We start from the raw sequence: 19,947 nt of genomic DNA on the forward strand, positions 1-19,947 counted from the left end.
CACCATGCGCTGCGTCATCGCCCGCTTCCCGTTCGATCTCACCAAGAGCGGTGTGCTGGACTCGATGAAGGGCGTCAAGCCCGAACCCATCACGGGGGAATCCGTGATCATCGGCCGCTGCCACTACCCCGTCAAGCAGGTCGGTGAGGTCATCACCCGCCAGGACCGCCGCGACTTCACCAGCGGTGAGGTCACCCGCGCCATGGCCCGCCTCGGCTTCACCTGCCGCACCCCGGAGGTGGCCCCCGCGCCGCGTGCGCTCAGCCCGCTGCAGAACGCGTCCGCGCTGCTCGGGAGCCCCGCCCCGCTCGAGCCCTGAGGGCGCCCCACACCACCGGGACGGACCCGTCGGGTCCGGACCACCTGAGCAGGTCCCCGTCATGAGGGCCCCGCCGACACCCGTCGGCGGGGCCCTCATGACGTTCCGGCCCGTGGGCCGGAACGCTTCGTCCGTGCGCCCTCACGGCCGCAGCCGATACGGCCTCAGTGGTCGGAGTAGCTGAAGTCACCCACCGTCCAGGCCCCCACGTCCCGGATCGCGACGCGGTACATGCCGCCGGTCTCGGGGATCCCGACGCTGCCCTGGAGGATGCGGGCGAGGTGGAAGTGCAGATGGGTGGGTGGCGGGGCGTTCTCGGAGCGGGCCGCCGCCGCCCGGCCGGTGTCGAAGATGTCGGAGAACGGACCGAGGCGGTCCGAGTCCCTCAGGACCTCCGACACCCGCTCCCGCCACACCGCTTCGGGGGCCAGCCGGCCTGTGATGACGGCGCCGCCGACGACCACCGTCAACGACATCTGCGTGCTGTGCCCGGACTCCACCATGGCGGAGATGTCAACGAGGAGCTCGTCAGGGTTCGACATGGAAGCCGATTCTATTCAGCAGCCCCGCTCTGCGCTCCGGTCCCCGTACACCTCAGTATTCCTGTGACCCGAGCGAACCAAAATCTATTGTTGTCACGGTAGACATCGCGCGGTCGCTTGATTAGGGTTTGTGTTGTAGACATCGCGGCCCGCCGGAGTTCCGGGTAGGCCCGACTCGACATCCGTTCAGAGGAAGGACTGAGGAAGCAGACGCCATCAGGATCGCCCCGTCCGAGAGGGATTCGGACGCGGGTACCGCAAGACCAGGATTGGAAGGTGGTCCCCGGTCACGCAATCGCGATCCCCGCTCACCCGCCCGACGCCCGGGCCCGGGAGCGGAAACAGACGGTCGGCTCCGCAGTAGAGCCGGCAGATGGTGTTCAATTTCCTTCGGGGCCCTGGTGCCGTACGGCACTGGGGCCCCTCGACGCGTGCCACAACGAGGTGAAATGACAGCGGACACTCCACTCACGGGTCGTCTCGACGACGACGACTATCCCGCGTACACGATGGGCAGGGCGGCCGAGATGCTCGGCACCACGCCGGGTTTCCTGCGGGCGATCGGCGAGGCCCGCCTGATCACCCCGCTGCGCTCGGAGGGCGGCCACCGGCGCTACTCCCGCTACCAGCTGCGGATCGCCGCCCGTGCGCGCGAACTCGTCGACAAGGGGACCCCGATCGACGCGGCGTGCCGCATCGTCATCCTTGAGGACCAGCTGGAGGAGGCCCAGCGCATCAACGCCGAGTACCGGCGCGCTGCCGCCGCCTCGGACTGATCCGGCGCCTCCACCGGCAGAACCCGTCCGAGGGACGGAGACCTCGTTGACACGGGCAGGCACCCGGCGTTGACTGACAGCCCGGTGCACAGCCGGCCCACGCCTCTCCGACGACCGTGGCAGCCGTGGTCACCGACGTGACCGGCACGGCGGCCCGCGAAGTGATCACCGAGGTGATCGTCGCCGCGACGGCAGCCCACGCGGGCGGGTCCTCGACCGTACCGACCGATCGCGTCCGCGCGCCCGGCCGGTACGACGTACAGGAAGTGGCCCACGATGATGTACGACCAGACACGCGCCCAGCAGCCCCCGGACCGGCAGCCCGGGTCCTCCGGGCGTCGCTCGGCAGGCCCGGAGCCACTGCTCGGGCCCGACGAGCGGGGCGAACTCACCCAGCGGCTCAACCACGCCCTCAACACGTTCGCGCACAACCCTCGCGAGGCACTCGGAGAGGCCGAGACCGCGTTCGACGAAGCGGCCGCCCACGTCATGAGCGCCCTCACGGAACGGCGCGCCGCCCTCCACGACGGCTGGCAGGACCGGGACCCCGAGACCCAGGGCGACGAACTCCGCCAGGCGCTGCGGGAGTACCGCGAGATCACCCAGCGACTGCTGCGCATGTGAGCCCGCCGGAGCCGCGAGGTCTTACGGAGCCGTGACATCTCGGGCGCGGTGCCACCGTGCGACGGGGTGCCGGTCCTAGCGTTCAGGGCATGCGTGTACTGGTAACCGGCGGGGCCGGGTTCATCGGAAGTCATGTCGTCGAGGCGCTGCTGGCGCGCGGGCACGAACCCGTCGTGTTCGACCTGCGGGACGGACAGGACGTACGGGACGCCGAGGCGGTCGCGGGCGCGCTCGCGGGCGTCGACGCCGTCTGCCACCAGGCCGCGATGGTGGGACTCGGCGTGGGGTTCGGCGACGCGGTCGAGTACGTGTCGCGCAACGACCTCGGGACCGCCGTGCTGCTCGCCGCGATGGCGGACGCGGGGGTGCGGCGGCTGGTGCTCGCCGGATCGATGGTCGTGTACGGGGAGGGGCGCTACGCGTGCGAGTGGCACGGCGTGGTGCGCCCGGGACCGCGGGCCGTCGCCGACCTGGACGCCGGGCGGTTCGAGCCGCGGTGCCCGCGCTGCGACGAGGAGTTGACGCCGGGGCTGGTCGAGGAGGACGCGCCCGTCGACCCGCGCAACGTGTACGCGACGACGAAGCTGGCGCAGGAGCATCTCGCCGCCGCGTGGGCCCGTTCGACGGACGGCCGCGCCGTGTCGCTGCGCTATCACAACGTCTACGGCCCCGGGATGCCCCGGGACACCCCGTATGCCGGTGTCGCCTCCTTCTTCCGTTCCGCGCTCGCCCGCGGTGAGGCGCCGCGTGTCTTCGAGGACGGCGGCCAGCGGCGGGACTTCGTCCACGTGGGCGATGTGGCCGCCGCCAACGTGGCAGCCCTGGAGGCGGATTCGGCGCCCGGAGCGCTGGCCGTCTACAACACCGGCAGCGGGGACCCCCGTACCGTCGGCGAGATGGCGCACGCGCTTGCCGCCGCGTACGGAGGACCCGATCCGGTCGTGACCGGCGAGTACCGCCGCGGCGACGTCCGCCACATCACCGCCGACTCGGCCCGGCTGCGCGCCGAACTCGGCTGGAAGGCGGAGGTCGGATTCACCGAGGGAATGCGGGAGTTCGCGGGCGCGAGGCTGCAGGGGGAGTAGGACGACGGAGGGCCGGGCCGGGGTGCGATGACGCCCCGGCCCGCTGACGTCTTCGGGGGAGACGCCTGCACGGAGGCGGCAGCGAGGGCTTAGGGCGTAGGGCGCAGGGGTGGGGCCTGGCGGCAGGCTTGGGCGTGGAATCGGGCGCCTGCGAGCGGGCGTGAGTTCGGGGGCCCGCGCAGCGGTGGGCGCGCACGGGAGCAGGAGCGGGGACGAGAGGGCCCGGGGCAGGGCAGCGGCGCGGGGCGACGCGGGAGCCTGGCGGCGGCCGCGGCATCGGCGGGCACGGGCATGCACAGGCACGGGAGCGGTAGCCGGGGCGCGGGTCCTGCCCCGGGGGCAGGCGGGAGCACAGCAGTCGCCGTGGGGTGGGCCAATGGCAGGCGCAGGTGCGGCGGGCGTAGGAGCGGCAGCCGCAGCGCGGGCGTGGATTCAACGGCGGGCGGGAGCGCAGCGGTGGTCGTGGGGTGGGCCAACGGCAGGCGCAGGTGCGGCGGACGCTGGAGCGGCAGCCGGGGCTTGGGCGTGGACTCGGCGGCGGGCGGGTGCGCAGCAGTCGCCGTGGGGTGAGTCAACGGCAGGCGCAACTGCGGCGGGGCGCTGGAGCGGCAGCCTCAGCCGCAGCGTCGGCGTGGACCCGGCGGCGGGCGGGTGCGCAGCAGTCGCCGTGGGGTGGGCCAATGGCGGGCGCTGGGGCGGCAGCCGGGGCTTGGGGTTGGGCTCGGCGGTGGGTGCCGGGGTGGGGGTGTCAGACTCCTGCCGCCATGGGCAGGGTCACTTCGAAGCGGCAGCCGCCGGGGACGTTGCGGACGGCGGCCCGGCCGCTGTGGGCCTCGACGATGCCGCGGACGATGGCGAGGCCGAGGCCGGCTCCGGCCGGAGGCGTGCGGGCGTGGGTGCCGCGCCAGCCCGTGTCGAAGACGCGGGGCAGGTCCTCCTCCGGGATGCCGCCGCACCCGTCGGTGACGGACAGGACGACACCCACGTCGGACCGTTCGGCGGTGACCGCGACCGTGCCGTCGGCGGGTGTCCGGCGGATCGCGTTGACCAGCAGGTTGCCGAGCACCCGGCTCATCTCCTTGCCGTCCACCTCGACCGGCACCTGCTCGATGCGGTCGCCGACCAGACGCACGCCGTGCTCGCGGGCCAGCGGGTCCGCCCCCGCGAGGGCGTCGCCGACGAGGTCGTAGACGGAGACGCGGGAGGGGGACAGGGCGAGGGCGCCCGCGTGGATGCGGGACAGCTCGAAGAGGTCGCCGACCATGTCGTTGAGGCGCTCGACCTCCGTGCGCATCTGACGGAGATAGCGGTGCGGGTCCGCCGCGACCCCGTCCTCCAGTGCCTCCGACATGGCGCGCAGTCCGGCCAGCGGGGTGCGCAGATCGTGCGAGATCCAGGCGACGAGTTCGCGCCGCGAGGTCTCCAGCGCCCGCTCGCGGTCACGGGACTCCGCCAGTTTGCGGCTGGTGGCGGCCAGCTCCCGGCTGAGCGCCGACAGTTCAGCCGTCGCCGGTCCGGTCGGGGCCGCGAAGTCGCCGCCGTCACCGAACGAACGGGCGGCCAGCGTCAGCGCCCTGCTGCGGGCCACCACCCACCGGCCGAGCAGCAGCGCGGTCGCGAGGGAGACCACGGCGGCCATGGCGACGACCGTGGTGACCACGTACAGGTCGTGCGAGGAGAGGAACATCGCCCACGCGACCACCAGCGTGCCCGCGAGCATCGCGCAGACGGCCACCGCGGCGACGACCGCGAGCGAGGCGGTCAGCGAGCGGCGCCGGATCAGCCACAGGACACCCGCCCCGCACAGGCCCGCCACGGCGGCGCCCAGAAAGGCGTACAGGGCCATGGCCACTATCGCGTTCACGGGCGGGCCTCTTCCTGGCGGGTGGCGGGGGAGTCGTCCGGCTGGGACGGATGGGATGGAAGGGATGGAAGGGATGGAAGGGATGGAAGGGATGGAAGGGACGGGACAGACAGGGCGGTACGGTCGGTCCGGGCCGCGTGGTCCGTGTGGTCCGCGAGCGCGGACGCGTCGCCCTCGGGGTCGGCGAAGCGGTAGCCGACCCCCCACACCGTCTGGATCAGGCGGGGGCGCGCCGGGTCGTCCTCGACCTTGCCACGCAGCCGGCGCACATGGACGGTGACCGTCGACAGGTCACCGAAGTCCCACCCCCACACCTCCCGCATCAGGTCCTCCCGCGCGTACGCCCGTCCGGGGTGCCGGAGGAAAAAGGCGAGGAGGTCGAACTCCCGCAGGGTCAGGGCGAGTTCGACCCCGTTCTTGGCGGCGCGTCGGGACGACGGGTCGACGGTGAGCCCGGCGGCGTCCAGAGGACGCGCGGCCGGGGCCGGGCGGGCCCTGCGCAGCACCGACTCGACGCGCAGGACGAGCTCCCGGGGGCTGAACGGCTTGGTGACGTAGTCGTCGGCGCCGACCTCCAGGCCGAGGATCCGGTCGTCCTCGTCGCCGCGCGCGGTGAGCATGATCACCGGTACGGGGCCCTGCGCGCGCAGCCGTCGGCACACCTCCAAGCCGTCCATGCCCGGCAGCATCAGGTCGAGGACCACCAGGTCGGGACGGTGCGCGGCGGCCCTGGCGAGCGCGGCGGGACCGTCCGCGGCCCGGTCCACGAGGTGGCCGGCGCGTTCGAGGTACCCGGAGACCACCTCGGCCACGGTCGGATCGTCGTCCACGACGAGGACACGGCTGGCCGCCACGCCCGGGGGCTCCTTCCTCGCAGCGGAACCCGAGCCGGCACGGGCGTCGGCGCCCGCGCCGGGACGCGGGCCCTCGTCGGCGCCGGTACCTGGGGATTCGTGCGGTCGATGCATGCCTTCAGCGTCCCACCCGGCCGGGCGCGGCGCGGCGTCCCACCGCCGACGTCCGAGTTTCGTAAGGTCCCGAAGTCCGGTATATCCCTTTCGTGTTCGTAGGGTGAGGCCGTGACGACCTTTCCCGTACCGAACCCGGACGTCGACGTGGTCCTGCCCTGCCTCGACGAGGCCGGCGCCCTGCCCTGGGTCCTGTCCCGCATTCCGCCCGGCTGGCGGGCGCTGGTCGTGGACAACGGCTCCACGGACGGCTCGGCCGAACTGGCCCGTGAACTCGGCGCGACCGTCGTGCGGGAGGAGCGCCGCGGGTTCGGCGCCGCCTGCCACGCCGGCCTGACCGCGGCCACGGCGGACATCGTCTGCTTCTGCGACTGCGACGGCTCCCTCGACCCGGCCCTGCTCCAGCCGTTCGTCGCCGAGGTCCTGGCGGGCGACGCCGACCTCGTGCTCGGCAGACGTCGCCCGCAGCAACGCGGCGCCTGGCCGCCGCACGCCCGCGCGGGCAACATCGCGCTGGCCCGGATGCTCCGGCGCCGGACCGGCCTGCGGCTGCACGACCTCGGGCCGTTGCGTGCCGGCCGCCGTGAGGCGCTGCTCGGGCTGGGGCTCACCGACCGGCGCAGCGGCTATCCGCTCCAGATGGTCGTCCGCGCCGCCGACGCGGGCTGGCGCGTCACCGAGCACGACGTGCCGTACCTGCCGCGCACCGGTGTCTCCAAGGTCACCGGGACATGGCGCGGCACCTGGCAGGCGGTCCGGGACATGAGCCATGTGCTGGCCGAGCCGCCGGTGTCCGCCTCCGGTGCCGAGGCCACCCGGTCCGCCGTGGGCGTGCCCTCCCAGGCCGCGCTCGGCACCGAGGCTCCGGGCCGGACTCCGGTACCCGCCTCGGCCACCGCTCCCCCACCCGCGCCGGCCCGCGTGTCCGCGGCGGCGCCCGCTTCGTCCCGAGGAGGATCCGTCCAGTGAGCCCCGCAAGCCCCGTGGACCCTGCGTGTCCTGAGCGCCCCCAGGGTCCTGAGGACGTCACCCTGCTGGTCATCGCCAAGGAACCGCGGCCCGGCCGGGTGAAGACCCGGCTCACGCCGCCGTTCACCCCCGAGGAGGCGGCGGCACTCGCCGAGGCAGCCCTCGTCGACACCCTGCACGCGGTCGCGGCGACGCCCGCGCGGCGCCGGGTGCTGGTCCTGGACGGAGCACCCGGTGCCTGGCTGCCGGACGGCTTCGAGGTCGTGCCTCAGTGCGCGGGCACGCTGGACGAGCGGCTGGCGGCGGCCTTCGCGGGCTGCGACGGGCCCGCGCTGCTCGTCGGCATGGACACCCCGCAGGTGACGCCCGAGCTCCTCACCGTGGACTTCGCCGGCTGCGACGCCTACTTCGGGCCGGCGGAGGACGGCGGCTTCTGGGCGCTGGGGCTGGCCGAACCCGACCCGGCCCTGCTGCGGGGTGTGCCGATGTCGACGGACACCACGGGGGCCGTACAGCGGGCGCGGCTCGTCGAGGCGGGGCTGCGGGTGCGGGATCTTCCCCGGCTGCGCGACGTCGACACGGCACCCGACGCGACAGCGGCGGCAGCGGCGGCGCCCGGTGGGTCCTTCGCCGCGGAACTGACGCGCCTGCGAGGCCCGGTGCCGTCTTCCCCGACGTCCCCGGTGCCGTCCCCGCTCCCGGGTCCGGTCCCGGCGCAGGCCGCGGGCCAGGACGCGACGCGGGCGACCGCCGGACGGGGTGCCGCCCGATGAGCGCCGCCCGCGGGACGACCCCGCCCGGCCTGACGGGCCCCCGAAGGCCCCGACCGGCGCCGGACAGCAGCACGCCGCGGCCGGAGACGGGGCCGGGAGCCGACGCCTGGTCCGGGACCGGTTCCGGGACAGGCGCGGAGGCCCTGCCCCGCACGAAAACCAGGCCGGGGAAGGGCTCCCGGCCAGGAGCAGTGCTCCCGCCCGGGAGGGAACCCGCGTCGGACTCGGCCCCCCGGACCGACACGGGCACCCAGCCCGCAGCCGACTCCCGGACCGGCACCGAATCCCATCCCAGTCCTACGTCGACGCTCCCGCCCGTGAAGGAACCCAGGCCGGACTCGACACCCCGGACCGACACAGGCACCCGCCCCGGAGCCGACTGCAGGACCGCCACCGAGCCCCGCCCAACGTCGACACCCCCGTCAGGGAGAGAACCCAGGTCGGGCTCGGCCCCCTGGACCGACACAGGCACCCGGCCCGGAGCCGACTCCCGGACCGCCACCCAATCCCGTCCTACGTCCACACCCCCGCCCGGGAGAGAACCCGCGTCGGACTCGACCCCCCGGACCGACACAAGCACCCGGCCCGCAGCAGACTCCCGGACCGCCACCGAGCCCCGTCCGGCCTCGGTACTCCCGTCAGGGAGGGAAGACCGGCCGGGAACGGGGCACCCCGCCGGGGTGGGGGCCAGGTCCGGGGTGGGGGTTCGCGCCGGGGCCGGGGCTCGTCCCCGGTCCGGGGCCCGGGTCGGGGGAGAAGGCGCACGCGGTGAAGGCGGTGATGGTGCCGGGCGCGGCGGTCGGTCCTGGGCCGCCGATCCCTACGCGGACGCGCTCGGTGCCGAACGGGGGCCGCTGTTCCTGCGCCGCACCGACGGCTGGCTTCTCCCGCTGGAGGTGGAGCGCTGGTGCGCCCGCGCCGACGCCGTGGACCTCCAGGTACTGGCCCACTGCGAGGGCACCGTGCTCGACGTGGGGTGCGGGCCGGGCCGGCTCGTCGCGGAACTCGCCGCCCTCGGACGGCCCGCGCTCGGCATCGACGTCAGCGAGGCCGCCGTCGCCCGTACCGTGCGGCTCGGCGGCCAGGCCCTGCGCCGGTCGGTCTTCGAGCCGCTCCCCGGCGAGGGACGCTGGGGCACCGCCCTGCTCGTCGACGGCAACATCGGCATCGGCGGCGACCCGGCCGCCCTCCTGAGCCGCACGGCCGAACTGCTCGCCCCCGGCGGGCTGCTGATCGCCGAGACGGTGGCGGGCGCGGACGTCGACGAACGCGTCGACGTCCGGATCGTCAGCGCCGCGCACCCCGGCGACGCCGTGGACGACACGGCCGGCGAGGGCTCCGACGCACGGGAAGGCGGCCCGTCCGCCGACCGGGCCGCCTTCCCGTGGGCACGGGTCGGCACCCCGGCCCTGCTGCGCCACGCGGTCCGGGCCGGCTGGCGCACGGACGCTCAGTGGGAGGCCGGCGGCCGCTCCTTCGTGGCCCTGCGCAACGACCCCGGCCGGGACGGCCGCAGGGACCGCAGGACGAGCAGCAGCGCGGACCCCGCGAACAGCGCCGCCGTGATCAGCAGCCAGTGGGCCAGGAAGCTGTCGCCGGGCAGGGCGGTGGCCGACCGGTAGTGGTCGGCCACCTGGCCGCTGATGAGCGGGTACCAGATCAGCAGCAGGATCCCGGCGAAGGCCGCCGGAACACGGACGTACATCGTCAGGTTCCGGTGGCCCGTCGCCTTCAGCGTCTCCGACACGACCCGGTCCGCGCCCGCGTACAACGGCACGAAGACCAGGTCGTGCAGGACGGCGGCGCCGACGAACCAGAGCGCCACCTGGAACCAGTCGCCCTGGAGCAGCCGCACCGCCGCGTAGGCGGCGAGCGCGAACGTGCAGGCCAGCATGCACAGTTGGAAGGGGCTGCCGATCAGGTCCCGGAGGGAGACCGGGCGCCTCTCCGGCAGCCGCGCCTCGATCCGCCGGCGCAGCGCGTCGAGGCGCCGCCGCATCGGGGGCCGGCGGCGCGCCCCGCTCTCTTCTCCCACGTCGGGCCTCCGTCGTGTCATCACAGGGCCCCGAACGTCATCCGGGAGACCCACTTGGTGTTCAGCACACCCGGCGCGGCCGGAACGATGATCCGCGCGGGATACCCGTGGTCGGGGGTCAGGTCCGCGCCGTTGACGGACAGGGCGAGCAGGGAAAGCGGATCGCGCACCTGGTTGTAGCGCAGGGCCGCCACCCGGAACGCCCCGGCCCGCTGCAGCGACTCCACGACGACGTCCGGGGCGGCGTCGGCCTCGTAGCCGACGAGCACCGCGAGGTCCCGCAGCCGTACGCCCCGCCACGCCTGGTCGGACGTCGACCAGCCCTCGACACAGGCGATGGGCAACTCCGATCCGTGCAGCGGGAGTTCCAGGAGCTGGGCGCGGCTCAGCCGGACCGTCCGTCCCTTGCCGGCGACGACCAGGCTCCAGGCCTCCGCCCCGGTCTCCTTCGGGTCGATGCCCCGCGACGCGGCCGTCTTGTTGATCTGGAAGGCGCCGGGTCCGGAACCCGGTTCGGGGCCGCCGTGCGGGGCGAGCAGCGCGGTCTCGCGCACCGGCGCGTCGAAGCTGTGGCCCACCGTGGTGGCGGCCAGAAGCAGGGACCCGCCGCCGACGAACGCGATGGCTCCGCGGCGCGAGACCGTGGGCGGCAGCGGGTCGGGGGAGATCAACTCGTCCTCGGGACGCGACGGCTCACCCGTCTCCGGTGCCGGGACCGGCTGTCCCGGCACTCGATCCCGGGCGCCCCGCTGCTCCTCCGGCGCACTCGCCGGCCCCGGGGGCACCCCCGGTCCGCCCGCGGCACCCGCGCCGCCGGACACCCTGCCCGCGCCGTCGGGCTCACGGTCCGTTTCGTCGGACGAAGGGTCCGGTCGGTCGGACAGAGGGCCGGAGTGACCGGGCGCGGCGTCCGGCGCATCGGGTTCCGGGCCCGGTCCGCCGGGCGAGGTCCTCGGCCGACCGGACGCCGAACGCGGGCCGTCCGGCGCCGAGTCCGGGGCGTCGGAAGCCGAACCCGGGCTGCCGGAGGCCGGGCCGGGCCGGTCGGAGGCCGGACCCGGGCCGTCGGAAGGCGAACCCGGCCGGCCCGGCGCCGCTCCTTGCCCGTCGGCCGTCGTACCGGGCGGGCCCGGCGCCGCGCCGGCGCCCTCGGACGCTCCCGCGCCGGTCCCCTCGGACGGTTCGCCCGCGAGGTCGGGCCACCCGCCCGGCCGGCGCATCTCGCGCAGGTTGCGCAGGGCCATCGGCACGCGCAGGACCGCGTGGGTCACGAAGGCGGCGATGAACACCCAGGCGCCGTAGAAGTGCAGCGTGTAGAAGGAGCCCGGGAAGATGTAGTCGAGCTGGATGTTGAGCACGCCGGTGGTGAACTCGAAGAGGGCGCCCCCGACGAGCAGCAGCAGGGAGAGCCGTTCCAGGGCGTGCGCGAGCGAACGGGCCGGCGGCAGCGCGAACAGCTTCGGGACGACCGACCACAGCTTCGCCAGCAGTACGGGGATCAGCGTGATGCCGAGCGTGACGTGCACGCCCTGCGTGAGGCGGTACAGCCAGACCGGATGGGTCGGCCAGGAGAACAGGTAGAACCCCAGGATCCCCTTGTCGGGGGTCTTGTCGTTCACCGCCGCGAGGTTCGGGTTGTACGCGGCGTACGAGAGCAGCCCGGTCACGAACATCACCGTGATGCCGACGAGCAGCACCACGCCGAGCACGGAGGTGAACCAGGGACCGCGCAGCGGGCTGCGCCAGAACGCGGGTGAGGAGGGGGACCGTGACATGCCCTGACCGTAGGCCGCGGGGACCCCCCGAACGGGTTCTCAAACCATGACGAAACTCTGACGTCCACCCCTGTCACGGCTTTGTCGAGGGCTGTCCGGCCTAGTGTGCGAGCGTGAACCGCGATCTTCCCCGCGACATCCCCGGCGACCTCCCCCGCGATCTGCTCGACGACCGCCCCGGAGGCGCGTCCCGCGCCACGTCCCCGGCCCCCGCTCCAGCTCCGGACAGATTTCGGGGCGGGTCGCGGGTCCTGGCCGCCGCCGGTTCCCGGGTCCGGGCACGGGCCCGCTCCCGCGAACTCTCCGGCGCGCTCCTCGGCGACCGGCCGCGGGAGGTCCGCCGCGACCTGGCGGTCGCCGTCGCCGCCGCGCTGCTCGTCGCGACGGCGGCGGTCGTCGGGTACGCCATCGAGCACAGCGACGGCACCCTGTTCGTCAGCGCGGCCCCGCTGTACGGGCGCTGGGGACCCCACGTCGGACCCGGCACCGCCGCCGCGATCGCCGTGGCCGCCGCCGTCGTCACGTACGGACCGTCCCTCGCCGCCCGGCTGCCCTGGCGGTGGCTGCTGCCCGCCGCGTGGGGCACGGGGACGGCGTGGACGTTCTCCCTCGCGCTCATCGACGGCTGGCAGCGGGGTGTGGCCGGACGCCTCACCGCACGGTACGAGTACCTCCAGGTCATCTCCCCGGTGAACCGCTTCCACGACATCCCGGCCACCCTGCGGGACTTCACCCACCACATCCTGATCCACTCCCCCGGCCACTGGCCCGCGCACATCGCCGGGCACCCGCCGGCCGCCACCCTCACCTTCGTGTACCTCGACCGGATCGGGTTGGGCGGCGGGGCCTGGGCGGGCGTCTGGTGCGTGACCGTCGGCGCGACGGCGGCGATGGCGGTACTGGTCACCGTCCGTGTGCTGGCGGGAGAGGCACTCGCCCGGCGGGCGGCGCCCTTCCTCGTCCTCGCCCCGGCGGCCGTCTGGATGGGCACCTCCGCGGACGGCTACTTCGCCGCGGTCGCCGCCTGGGCCGTCGCCCTGCTCTCCCTCGCGGTCACGGGACACCGGCCCCGGACGGCCGGCCTCGCCTCCGGGCTGCTCCTCGGCCTCACCGCGTATCTCTCGTACGGGCTGACCCTGTTCGCCGTGATCGCGGGCGCGGCGGTGCTGCTCGGCTCGCGGCCCCGGCTCCGCCCGCTGCCCTTCGTGCTGGCCGGACTCACCGTCGTGCCCTTGGTGTTCACGCTGCTCGGCTTCAACTGGTGGGAGGCGTACCACCTGCTGGTCACCCGCTACTACGAAGGCGCGGGCGGCGTCCGGCCGTACGGCTACTGGGTCTGGGCGAACCTCGCCTGCACGGTACTGATCGCGGGCCCGGCGACGGTCGCGGGCCTGCGCCGGGCGGGAGTGACGACCGTGCGCCTGGCCGCGACGGCCCCCCGGGCCCCGTCGCCCCGCACGCCCCTGCCCGCCCCCGCCCGGCGGCCCGGTACCGCCACCACCACCGCCGCCGGTACGGACACCGACACCGGCTCGGCCGCTCCCCGGCTCGCCGTCCTCGTCGTCGCCGCGCTGATCGCGCTGCTCGCCGCCGACCTCTCCGGGATGAGCAAGGCGGAGACCGAACGCATCTGGCTGCCGTTCGTCCTGTGGATGCTCCCGGCGGCCGCGTTCCTCCCCCGCCCCCGCGCCTGGCTGATCGCCCAGGCGACGCTGGCGCTGCTCCTCAACCACCTGCTGCTGACGGGCTGGTGACCGTCCGGGCCGGCTGAAGGCCGCGAGGAACGGGAACGGGCCGGCCCCGGGGATCCAGGACCGGCCCGACAGGGGGGAACGTCAGGTCACGTCGACGAAGTCGCTGGTGGACGTGGCCGTACCCGTCGTGGAGGTGCCGCCGAAACTCCAGCGCCAGTAGCCGTCGGCGTTCGCCGTGACGGTGGTCCTGAGCGCTCCGGTGGATCCGGACTTCACCGTCTTCACGGTGGAGTACGTGGAGCCGCCCTTCGGACGGAACTGGAGCTTCGCCGACTGCGCGGCGTAGCCCGTGTACGAGTGCTTCACCCAGTCGGCCCGGGTCAGGCTGCCCGTGACCGTGATCGTCCTGCCCTTGGCCACCGGCTCCGGGGAGGCGTTGACGGTGGCCTTCGCCCAGCGCCTGACGGAGACAGTGCCCGGGGCGGTCTTGTACTCCTCGGCCTTCAGCGAACCGCTGGACTTGAACAGGCGCATCGCCAGACCGATCTTCCAGGTCGTGGCGTCACCGTTGGAGTCGAGGTCGTAGCGCGGGTCGATGTACAGCTCGCCCTTGCACGTCTCCTTGCGCGCGCTCTCCTCGTAGCAGGTGTAGCTGCCCATGTAGAGGCCCCCGTCGTCGGCGCCCGCCGCGGCGCTGGTGCCGTGGTAGAGGAAGGGATGGGCATCCCAGTCGAACGGGTCGTCCGTCGAGTAGCCGGACGGCAGGGTGATGCTGAAGGTGACCGGAGGTTCCTTCTCGTCCGATGTGCCGACCACGATCGGCAGGCCCTTGTTGACGACCACGTTCGACACGGTGATGCCGGTGGTCGCCGCCTGGGCCTCGGGAACGGTCAGCACGGAGAGCGCCGCGGCCCCCACGATCGCCGCCACGACTCCGGTTTGTCTGCCAGGGTTCATTCGCACCTCTTCGCTGCGCTCTGCGGAACCGCCCGAACGTGTGAACGTTCAACCAGCGGGAGGTGGAGGTTATCAAGCCATGATCACCGCGTCATCAGCCACCGAGACCCCCACGGCCGGCGGGCCGGAACGTGCCGTCGGCGCATACGCGGCCCCGGGCCACGCCGAAATGAACCGGACGGCCGCCCCGTGCGTCCCCGTACCGGTCGCGCGCGTTCGCCGCGACCGGGACGCGGGTGGATCGGGTGGACGGGGAGGACCGGATGGGCGGGCGACACAGCATCAGGGGAACCGTGGGCGTCGTGGCGGCGAGCGTCGCGGCACTCGTGGCGATACCGGGAGCGGCGGTCCAGGGTGCGACGGCGGCCGGGGTCTCGGATGCCGGGCGGACCACGGAGTGTGCCGGCGCCCGGCCGGTGGGCAGCCTGCCGGGGCCGGGGCCCTCGCTGTTCCGGGTGCTGGACTACGTCCAGAAGCGCGGCGACACCCGCTTCCGGAACGTCTTCACCGGCCTCTCCGTCGACGAGGGACGGCGGACCGCCGACGTCTACCGCATCCCCTCCCGGGCGTTCGACGCGGACGTCTGCGCCCACGCGGGGAAGGGCGTACGGGTGCGCCTGCACGCCACGGACGTCACCGCGGTGCGGCTCAACGCCCTGGTCGAGCGGGTCGGCGACGACATGGACCGGTGGGACGGCCGGTTCGAGCTGCGCGAGGTGGGTCCGGACCAGCGGGGCTTCGTGCTCTTCGGCGTCGACGACCCGGCGGCGGCCGAGCCGGTCCTGCGGAAGGCCTTCGGCCCGTTCTGGGCGCGGCACATCAAGGTGCGGCACGCGGAGCGGGCCTCGGCCCTCTGACCCGTCTCCGACGTGTTCGAACGGTCCGTCGGACCTGCCCGGGCCCGGCTTGCAGGGGCGTGGACCACCTGCCTATGGTCGCGCGTATGCAGTCCTACACCATCGGCCAGGCCGCCCGGCTCCTCGGGGTGAGTCCCGACACCGCCCGGCGCTGGGCGGATGCCGGGCGGGTGACCACGCATCGCGACGAGGGCGGCCGGCGGCTCATCGACGGCCGCGACCTCGCCGCGTTCTCGGTGGAGTTGGCCGGAACCGGCGGTGAGGACGGCGTCCCCTCCTACACCTCCGTGCGCAACGCCTTCCCCGGCATCGTCACCGCCGTCAAGCTCGGCGACGTCGCGGCCCAGGTGGAGATCCAGGCGGGACCGCACCGGCTGGTCTCCCTGCTGACCCGCGAGGCCGTCGAGGAACTCGCCCTGGAGGTCGGCATGGAGGCCACGGCCCGGGTCAAGTCGACCAACGTGCACATCGACCGGACCTGAACCGGGTCCGGGCCGGCCGGGCTCGGGCTCCGGGGGGACTCAGGTCGTGGGCGCGGTCGTGGGCGTGGTCGTCGAGTACGAGTGGGCTCCCGTGCCCGCGAGCGCGCCCCCGTCGACGATCAGGTACTCGTCGCGGATCGGCGTGCCGTCCAGCCAGGACTCCAGGATCTCCCGGGTGCCCGCCGCGTAGCGGGTCTGCGCGGAGAGCGAGGAACCCGAGATGTGCGGGGTCATCCCGTGGTGCGGCATGGTCCGCCACGGGTGGTCGGCGGGGGCCGGCTGCGGATACCAGACGTCACCCGCGTAGCCGGCCAACTGCCCGCCGCGCAGGGCCCGGTCGACCGCGTCCCGGTCCACGATCCGGGCGCGCGCCGTGTTGATGAGGTAGGCGCCGCGCTTCATCGCGCCGAGCAGCTCGTCTCCGAACAGGCCCTCGGTCTCCGGGTGCAGCGGGGCGTTGACGGTGACGACGTCGCAGTGCGGCGCCATGTCCGCGGCGGACGCGTGGAAGGTGAGCCCGAGTTCCCGCTCGACCTCCTCCGGCAGCCGGTGCCGGTCGGTGTAGTGCAGCTTCACGTCGAAGGGCGCGAGCCGGCGCAGCACCGCGAGCCCGATGCGCCCGGCGGCGACGGTCCCGACGTGCATGCCCTCCAGGTCGTACGAACGGGCCACGCAGTCCGCGATGTTCCAGCCGCCGTCGAGCACCACCTGGTGCGAGGGCAGGTAGTTGCGGACCAGGGAGAGCGTCATCATCACCACGTGCTCGGCGACGCTGATGCTGTTGCAGTACGTCACCTCGGCGACGGTCACGCCGTGCTCGATGGCCGCGTCGAGGTCGACGTGGTCGGAGCCGATGCCGGCGGTGACCGCGAGCTTCAGATTCTTGGCGGCGGCGAGGCGCTCGGGGGTGAGGTAGGCGGGCCAGAACGGCTGGGAGATGACGACGTCCGCGTCCGCGAGTTCACGGTCGAAGACGGAGTCGGCGCCGTCCTTGTCGGAGGTGACGACGAGGGTGTGACCGCGCTCCTCCAGGAAGCGCCGCAGGCCGAGTTCGCCGGTCACGCTGCCGAGCAGGGTCCCCGGGGTGAAGTCGGTGCCCTTCGGGGTGGGCGTGGTCTGGCCGCCGGGGTAGTGGTCGATGACGGGCAGGTCGTCCCGGGCGTACGTCGTGGGGTATCCGTCGGTCGGGTCGTCGTACAGCACGCAGAGCACCTTGGCCATGACGCGGCTCTCCTCAACTCCGTTGTTCGGAAGGTGCTTTCCACCATCCTCGGGGCCGAAGGCGCTGGTCAAAGCGAACCTCGCTATGTGCCGATAGCCGGCGGCTATGAGCGGGCCCGGCCCAGGTGCTCGTTCAGCAGCGCGTCGAGCGCGTCCCGTACGCCCGCCTCCCTCGCCACCGTCAACAGGGCCTGGGCGAGGACCGACCGGGGTTCGTGCCGGGCGACCACGAGGCCGACCCTGGGGCCGTGCGCGGGACCCTCCAGCGGCACCACCCGCATCCCCTCCGGCACCCCGAACATGTGCAGCCAGGCATGCGAGATGACGCTCGACCAGCGGCCCCCGGGCAGGTGGGCGTACAGCCCGGCGACGCTGTCCGACTCGATCGACGGGTTCGCCCGGGCGCCGTCGGCGGCGAAGCACTCGTCGATGATCCGCCGGTTGCGCATGCGCGGGCCCAGCAGACACAGCGGGAGGGCCGCGGCCCGCGCCCAGCGGGCCGTCGTCGCGCCGGCGAGGGGGCCGCCGACCGGCGTGAGGAGGACGTACCGCTCCTCGTACAGCGGGAAGCGGCGTACGTGCCGCAGGTCCTCGGCGTCGAGGTACGTCATCGCGGCGTCGAGTTCGAACTCGGCGAGCCCGTGGTTGATGTCCGCCGACGACAGCGACTCCAGGCTGACCCGGGCCGCCGTGTGCCGCTCGCAGAACGGGGTGGTGAGCAGGGAGGCGGCGGGCAGCGCGGTGGGCACGACGCCCAGGCGCAGCGTGCCGGTCAGTCCGCCGCGCAGCGCCGACAGTTCCTGGTGCAGGGCGTCGCGTTCGGCGAGGATCCGGTGCGCCCAGGCGAGCACCACCTCGCCCTCCGGGGTGAGGCCCTCGTAGCGCCGGCCGCGTCGCACGATCGGCACGGCCAGTTCGTGTTCCAGGCGGCGTATGGCCGCGGACAGCGAGGGCTGCGAGACGAAGCAGGCCGCCGCCGCGCGCGCGAAGTGCCGTTCCCTGGCGAGCGCGACCAGATACTCCAGCTGACGCAGCAGCATGCGCCCCCTCCCGTCGGCGGGCCAGCGTCGCAGACACCGGACACCTCTGTCACGGTCACGGCCGTGCCGGGCGGCGCGGGCGGCAGAGCAGGGCGGCCCGCAGGTCGAGCCGGTCGTACAGGCTCGACAGGTCCCGCCCGGTGAAGTGCTCGACGCGCTGCACGCGGTAGTGGACGGTGTTGACGTGCAGATGGAGGGCCTCTGCGGTGCGCGACCAGGATCCGTCGCAGGCGAGGAAGATCTCCAGGGTCTCCAGCAGGGCCGCGGAGGACGCGTTGCCGGCCTCGAAGAGGGGGCCGAGCACGGTCCGGCTGAACGCCGTACGCACTTCGGCGGGTATGCCGGTGAGGAGCGTGCCGAGGCCGGTGAGCGACGCCGCGTCGACGAGCGCGGACGCGTCGGGCGAGGTCGTGCGCGCGGAGGCCAGCGCGTAACGGGCCTGTGCCAGCGCCCCGTTCAGCCCGTCGGCGCTGTCGGACCGGCCGGTCCCCGCGTGCAGCGCGACGCCGGGCTCGGCGCGGGACAGCAGTTCCCAGACGGCGGGCAGGTCCGGCCCGGCTCCGGTCGCGGGACGTACCGCGTGCGCGGTCCGGGGAGCGGGGACCGCACCGGACTCCCAGGCCGGCCGCCCGGCGCGCGCCGCCGCCGCGTCCTTGCCGGGCCCTCCCCGCCCGCGTACCGCTGCCGTCCCCGTCGCGGGATCCGGCGTGTCGTCCCGGAGCACGGCGAAGGCCGTGCCGTCGGGGAGCCGTCCCACCACGGCGTGCCGCGGGCCCAGGTGGGCGACGGCCTCGGCCAGCGCACCCTCGGCACGGCCCGCCGCGCCCGTCCGGCCGGCGCTCTCGGCGCCCCCGGCCCCGATGGCCGTCGCCTCGGCGACGATCACCCGGTAGAGCCCCTCGCCCTCCAGTTCGCAGACCCGCAACGCCGCCTGGAGGGAGAGCGGTTCGGATCCCGAGGGCAGGGCCAGCAGGGCACCCAGCTCGTCGGCCGCCTGCTGCTCGGCGGCGCCGCGGCGGGTCAGGGACTCCTGGCAGCGGGCCAGCACCTCGGCGACCTCCCGCAGCATCCGCGGCGGGGCGTCGTCGGCCTCCGGAAGGTGCAGATACCAGCGCTCGTACGGGGAGACGGTCTCGCAGTCGACCGGCACGGTGACCCCCGTCGCGCCCTCGACCAGCGCCGGCGCCTCGTGGGCCGGCACCGGGGCGGCTCCCTCGGTCGCCGCGACCGTGCGGCCGGACGCCGTGAGGACGTACGCGCGGGCCCGGCCGAGGTGCGCGAACGCGGCCTCGACGACGGCGGCGGGCCCCGCCTCCCGCGCGAGGAGCCGGTTCAGCCGGCCGCGCACGGCGCCCGGCAGCGCCTGGAGACGGCTCAGTTCGCCCCACTGCTGGAGATAGACGGTGTCCGTGATGGCCCGGAACATGATGTGGGCCGGGACCGCCGCGACCGCCAGCCCGTGCCGGCGGCAGGCCGTCACGAGGTCCTCGGGCACCGCGCCGTGGGTCTCCTCGCCGGCCAGCAGGACCGCGGCGCCCGCCGCGCTCAGCGCGGAGACGAACCGCTCGGCCCGGTCCGCGCCGCCCTCGCGGCTCCACCACACCAGACCGCTCAGCACGACCTCGCCGGGGCGCACGAACCGGGCGGGGTCCTCCAGGTCGGTGGCGGTCACCCCGCTGATCTCCTGCCTCAGCTGTGGCTCCTCGGCCCACAGCAGGCGCAGACCGAGGGACTCGTCGTTCAGGAGATGGTCGACGTACATGTGCGGGAGCTCCTTGTGCGGCCGCCGGGCAGGGGGCCCGACACCCGGCATCTCGCATTCACCAGGCGAGTGCGAGTCACAGCATCGTAAATGCAAGGTGAAACGAGCGGAACGCCTCTTGGTTGATCATCCAACCACCCCGCTGGAAACGTCGGTGTTTCCGTGCTGTGAACCAGTCGTCCCGGACCGGTCCGCGTTGCTTCA

18 protein-coding genes are annotated in these 19,947 nt (G+C 74.2%); 10 read left to right on the forward strand and 8 right to left on the reverse strand.

Going from position 1 to position 19,947, the window contains the following annotated elements:
• Positions 1-4: 4 nt before the first annotated feature.
• Positions 5-319: an SCO5918 family protein gene (locus ABZT74_RS00690; protein ID WP_356170765.1), complete on the forward strand. Its 315-nt coding sequence runs from the start codon at positions 5-7 to the stop codon at positions 317-319.
• 164 nt (positions 320-483) lie between these two features.
• Here the strand turns inward: ABZT74_RS00690 and ABZT74_RS00695 are convergent, their stop codons facing one another.
• A complete protein-coding gene (locus ABZT74_RS00695) occupies positions 484-861 on the reverse strand; it encodes a hypothetical protein (RefSeq protein ID WP_355873047.1) in 378 nt (125 codons plus the stop codon).
• A 449-nt stretch (positions 862-1,310) separates the two neighbouring features.
• Between ABZT74_RS00695 and ABZT74_RS00700 the strand changes: the two genes are divergently transcribed.
• From ABZT74_RS00700 to ABZT74_RS00710, 3 genes are all read left to right on the forward strand, one after another.
• Positions 1,311-1,637 carry a MerR family transcriptional regulator gene (locus ABZT74_RS00700; protein ID WP_355873050.1) on the forward strand — a complete coding sequence of 109 codons (327 nt, stop codon included), beginning with the start codon at positions 1,311-1,313 and terminating at the stop codon, positions 1,635-1,637.
• 279 nt (positions 1,638-1,916) lie between these two features.
• On the forward strand, positions 1,917-2,261 hold the full coding sequence (locus ABZT74_RS00705; protein WP_355873419.1) for a hypothetical protein: 345 nt from the start codon (positions 1,917-1,919) through the stop codon (positions 2,259-2,261).
• Positions 2,262-2,350: 89 nt separating this feature from the next.
• The gene (locus tag ABZT74_RS00710; protein WP_356170768.1) at positions 2,351-3,346 is read left to right on the forward strand and encodes an NAD-dependent epimerase/dehydratase family protein; all 996 of its coding nucleotides are present in this window, start codon (positions 2,351-2,353) and stop codon (positions 3,344-3,346) included.
• Between the two features lie 748 nt (positions 3,347-4,094).
• Here the strand turns inward: ABZT74_RS00710 and ABZT74_RS00715 are convergent.
• Positions 4,095-5,210, reverse strand: a complete 1,116-nt coding sequence (locus tag ABZT74_RS00715; RefSeq protein ID WP_356170772.1) for a HAMP domain-containing sensor histidine kinase — start codon at positions 5,208-5,210, stop codon at positions 4,095-4,097.
• Entirely contained in the window at positions 5,207-6,178 is a 972-nt protein-coding gene (locus tag ABZT74_RS00720; protein ID WP_356432692.1) for a response regulator transcription factor, read from the reverse strand. Before ABZT74_RS00720 ends, ABZT74_RS00715 begins: the two co-directional genes overlap by 4 nt.
• A 111-nt stretch (positions 6,179-6,289) precedes the next feature.
• Here ABZT74_RS00720 and ABZT74_RS00725 point away from each other — a divergent pair, with 111 nt between their 5' ends.
• From ABZT74_RS00725 to ABZT74_RS00735, 3 genes are all read left to right on the forward strand, one after another.
• Positions 6,290-7,147, forward strand: coding sequence for a glycosyltransferase family 2 protein (locus ABZT74_RS00725; protein ID WP_356432694.1), 858 nt, complete (start codon positions 6,290-6,292; stop codon positions 7,145-7,147).
• Positions 7,148-7,161: 14 nt separating this feature from the next.
• Positions 7,162-7,920: a DUF2064 domain-containing protein gene (locus tag ABZT74_RS00730; protein ID WP_356433023.1), complete on the forward strand. Its 759-nt coding sequence runs from the start codon at positions 7,162-7,164 to the stop codon at positions 7,918-7,920.
• 698 nt (positions 7,921-8,618) lie between these two features.
• On the forward strand, positions 8,619-9,542 hold the full coding sequence (locus ABZT74_RS00735) for a methyltransferase domain-containing protein (protein ID WP_356432696.1): 924 nt from the start codon (positions 8,619-8,621) through the stop codon (positions 9,540-9,542).
• 433 nt (positions 9,543-9,975) lie between these two features.
• Here the strand turns inward: ABZT74_RS00735 and ABZT74_RS00740 are convergent, their stop codons facing one another.
• On the reverse strand, positions 9,976-11,730 hold the full coding sequence (locus ABZT74_RS00740; protein ID WP_356432698.1) for a molybdopterin-dependent oxidoreductase: 1,755 nt from the start codon (positions 11,728-11,730) through the stop codon (positions 9,976-9,978).
• Between the two features lie 347 nt (positions 11,731-12,077).
• On the opposite strand from ABZT74_RS00740, the gene ABZT74_RS00745 reads away from it, so the two are divergent.
• Positions 12,078-13,484: a hypothetical protein gene (locus ABZT74_RS00745; RefSeq protein ID WP_356170898.1), complete on the forward strand. Its 1,407-nt coding sequence runs from the start codon at positions 12,078-12,080 to the stop codon at positions 13,482-13,484.
• 81 nt (positions 13,485-13,565) lie between these two features.
• On the opposite strand, the gene ABZT74_RS00750 is transcribed toward ABZT74_RS00745, so the two are convergent.
• Positions 13,566-14,381 carry a hypothetical protein gene (locus ABZT74_RS00750; RefSeq protein WP_356432700.1) on the reverse strand — a complete coding sequence of 272 codons (816 nt, stop codon included), beginning with the start codon at positions 14,379-14,381 and terminating at the stop codon, positions 13,566-13,568.
• A gap of 263 nt (positions 14,382-14,644) precedes the next feature.
• On the opposite strand from ABZT74_RS00750, the gene ABZT74_RS00755 reads away from it, so the two are divergent.
• Positions 14,645-15,238: a hypothetical protein gene (locus tag ABZT74_RS00755; protein ID WP_356432702.1), complete on the forward strand. Its 594-nt coding sequence runs from the start codon at positions 14,645-14,647 to the stop codon at positions 15,236-15,238.
• An 86-nt stretch (positions 15,239-15,324) separates the two neighbouring features.
• On the forward strand, positions 15,325-15,720 hold the full coding sequence (locus ABZT74_RS00760) for a helix-turn-helix transcriptional regulator (protein ID WP_356432704.1): 396 nt from the start codon (positions 15,325-15,327) through the stop codon (positions 15,718-15,720).
• A 39-nt stretch (positions 15,721-15,759) separates the two neighbouring features.
• Here ABZT74_RS00760 and ABZT74_RS00765 read toward each other — a convergent pair whose 3' ends face one another.
• The 3 genes from ABZT74_RS00765 to ABZT74_RS00775 all read right to left on the reverse strand — a co-directional run bounded on the left by ABZT74_RS00765 (position 15,760) and on the right by ABZT74_RS00775 (position 19,743).
• Positions 15,760-16,941 carry an NAD-dependent formate dehydrogenase gene (locus tag ABZT74_RS00765; RefSeq protein ID WP_356432706.1) on the reverse strand — a complete coding sequence of 394 codons (1,182 nt, stop codon included), beginning with the start codon at positions 16,939-16,941 and terminating at the stop codon, positions 15,760-15,762.
• A gap of 104 nt (positions 16,942-17,045) precedes the next feature.
• Positions 17,046-17,981 (reverse strand): LysR family transcriptional regulator, encoded by a 936-nt coding sequence (locus tag ABZT74_RS00770; protein WP_356432708.1) that lies wholly within the window; start codon positions 17,979-17,981, stop codon positions 17,046-17,048.
• 55 nt (positions 17,982-18,036) lie between these two features.
• Positions 18,037-19,743 carry a helix-turn-helix domain-containing protein gene (locus ABZT74_RS00775; RefSeq protein WP_356432710.1) on the reverse strand — a complete coding sequence of 569 codons (1,707 nt, stop codon included), beginning with the start codon at positions 19,741-19,743 and terminating at the stop codon, positions 18,037-18,039.
• Positions 19,744-19,947: the final 204 nt, after the last annotated feature.

The organism is Streptomyces sp. NPDC005302 (assembly GCF_040607345.1).
Classification (GTDB): domain Bacteria; phylum Actinomycetota; class Actinomycetes; order Streptomycetales; family Streptomycetaceae; genus Streptomyces.

Coding starts and splice junctions, on each gene's coding strand:
- ABZT74_RS00690 (WP_356170765.1), top strand. CDS start 5: ATGCGCTGCGTCATCGCCCGCTTCCCGTTCGATCTCACCAAGAGCGGT.
- ABZT74_RS00695 (WP_355873047.1), bottom strand. CDS start 861: ATGTCGAACCCTGACGAGCTCCTCGTTGACATCTCCGCCATGGTGGAG.
- ABZT74_RS00700 (WP_355873050.1), top strand. CDS start 1,311: ATGACAGCGGACACTCCACTCACGGGTCGTCTCGACGACGACGACTAT.
- ABZT74_RS00705 (WP_355873419.1), top strand. CDS start 1,917: ATGTACGACCAGACACGCGCCCAGCAGCCCCCGGACCGGCAGCCCGGG.
- ABZT74_RS00710 (WP_356170768.1), top strand. CDS start 2,351: ATGCGTGTACTGGTAACCGGCGGGGCCGGGTTCATCGGAAGTCATGTC.
- ABZT74_RS00720 (WP_356432692.1), bottom strand. CDS start 6,178: ATGCATCGACCGCACGAATCCCCAGGTACCGGCGCCGACGAGGGCCCG.
- ABZT74_RS00740 (WP_356432698.1), bottom strand. CDS start 11,730: ATGTCACGGTCCCCCTCCTCACCCGCGTTCTGGCGCAGCCCGCTGCGC.
- ABZT74_RS00750 (WP_356432700.1), bottom strand. CDS start 14,381: ATGAACCCTGGCAGACAAACCGGAGTCGTGGCGGCGATCGTGGGGGCC.
- ABZT74_RS00755 (WP_356432702.1), top strand. CDS start 14,645: ATGGGCGGGCGACACAGCATCAGGGGAACCGTGGGCGTCGTGGCGGCG.
- ABZT74_RS00760 (WP_356432704.1), top strand. CDS start 15,325: ATGCAGTCCTACACCATCGGCCAGGCCGCCCGGCTCCTCGGGGTGAGT.
- ABZT74_RS00765 (WP_356432706.1), bottom strand. CDS start 16,941: ATGGCCAAGGTGCTCTGCGTGCTGTACGACGACCCGACCGACGGATAC.
- ABZT74_RS00770 (WP_356432708.1), bottom strand. CDS start 17,981: ATGCTGCTGCGTCAGCTGGAGTATCTGGTCGCGCTCGCCAGGGAACGG.
- ABZT74_RS00775 (WP_356432710.1), bottom strand. CDS start 19,743: ATGTACGTCGACCATCTCCTGAACGACGAGTCCCTCGGTCTGCGCCTG.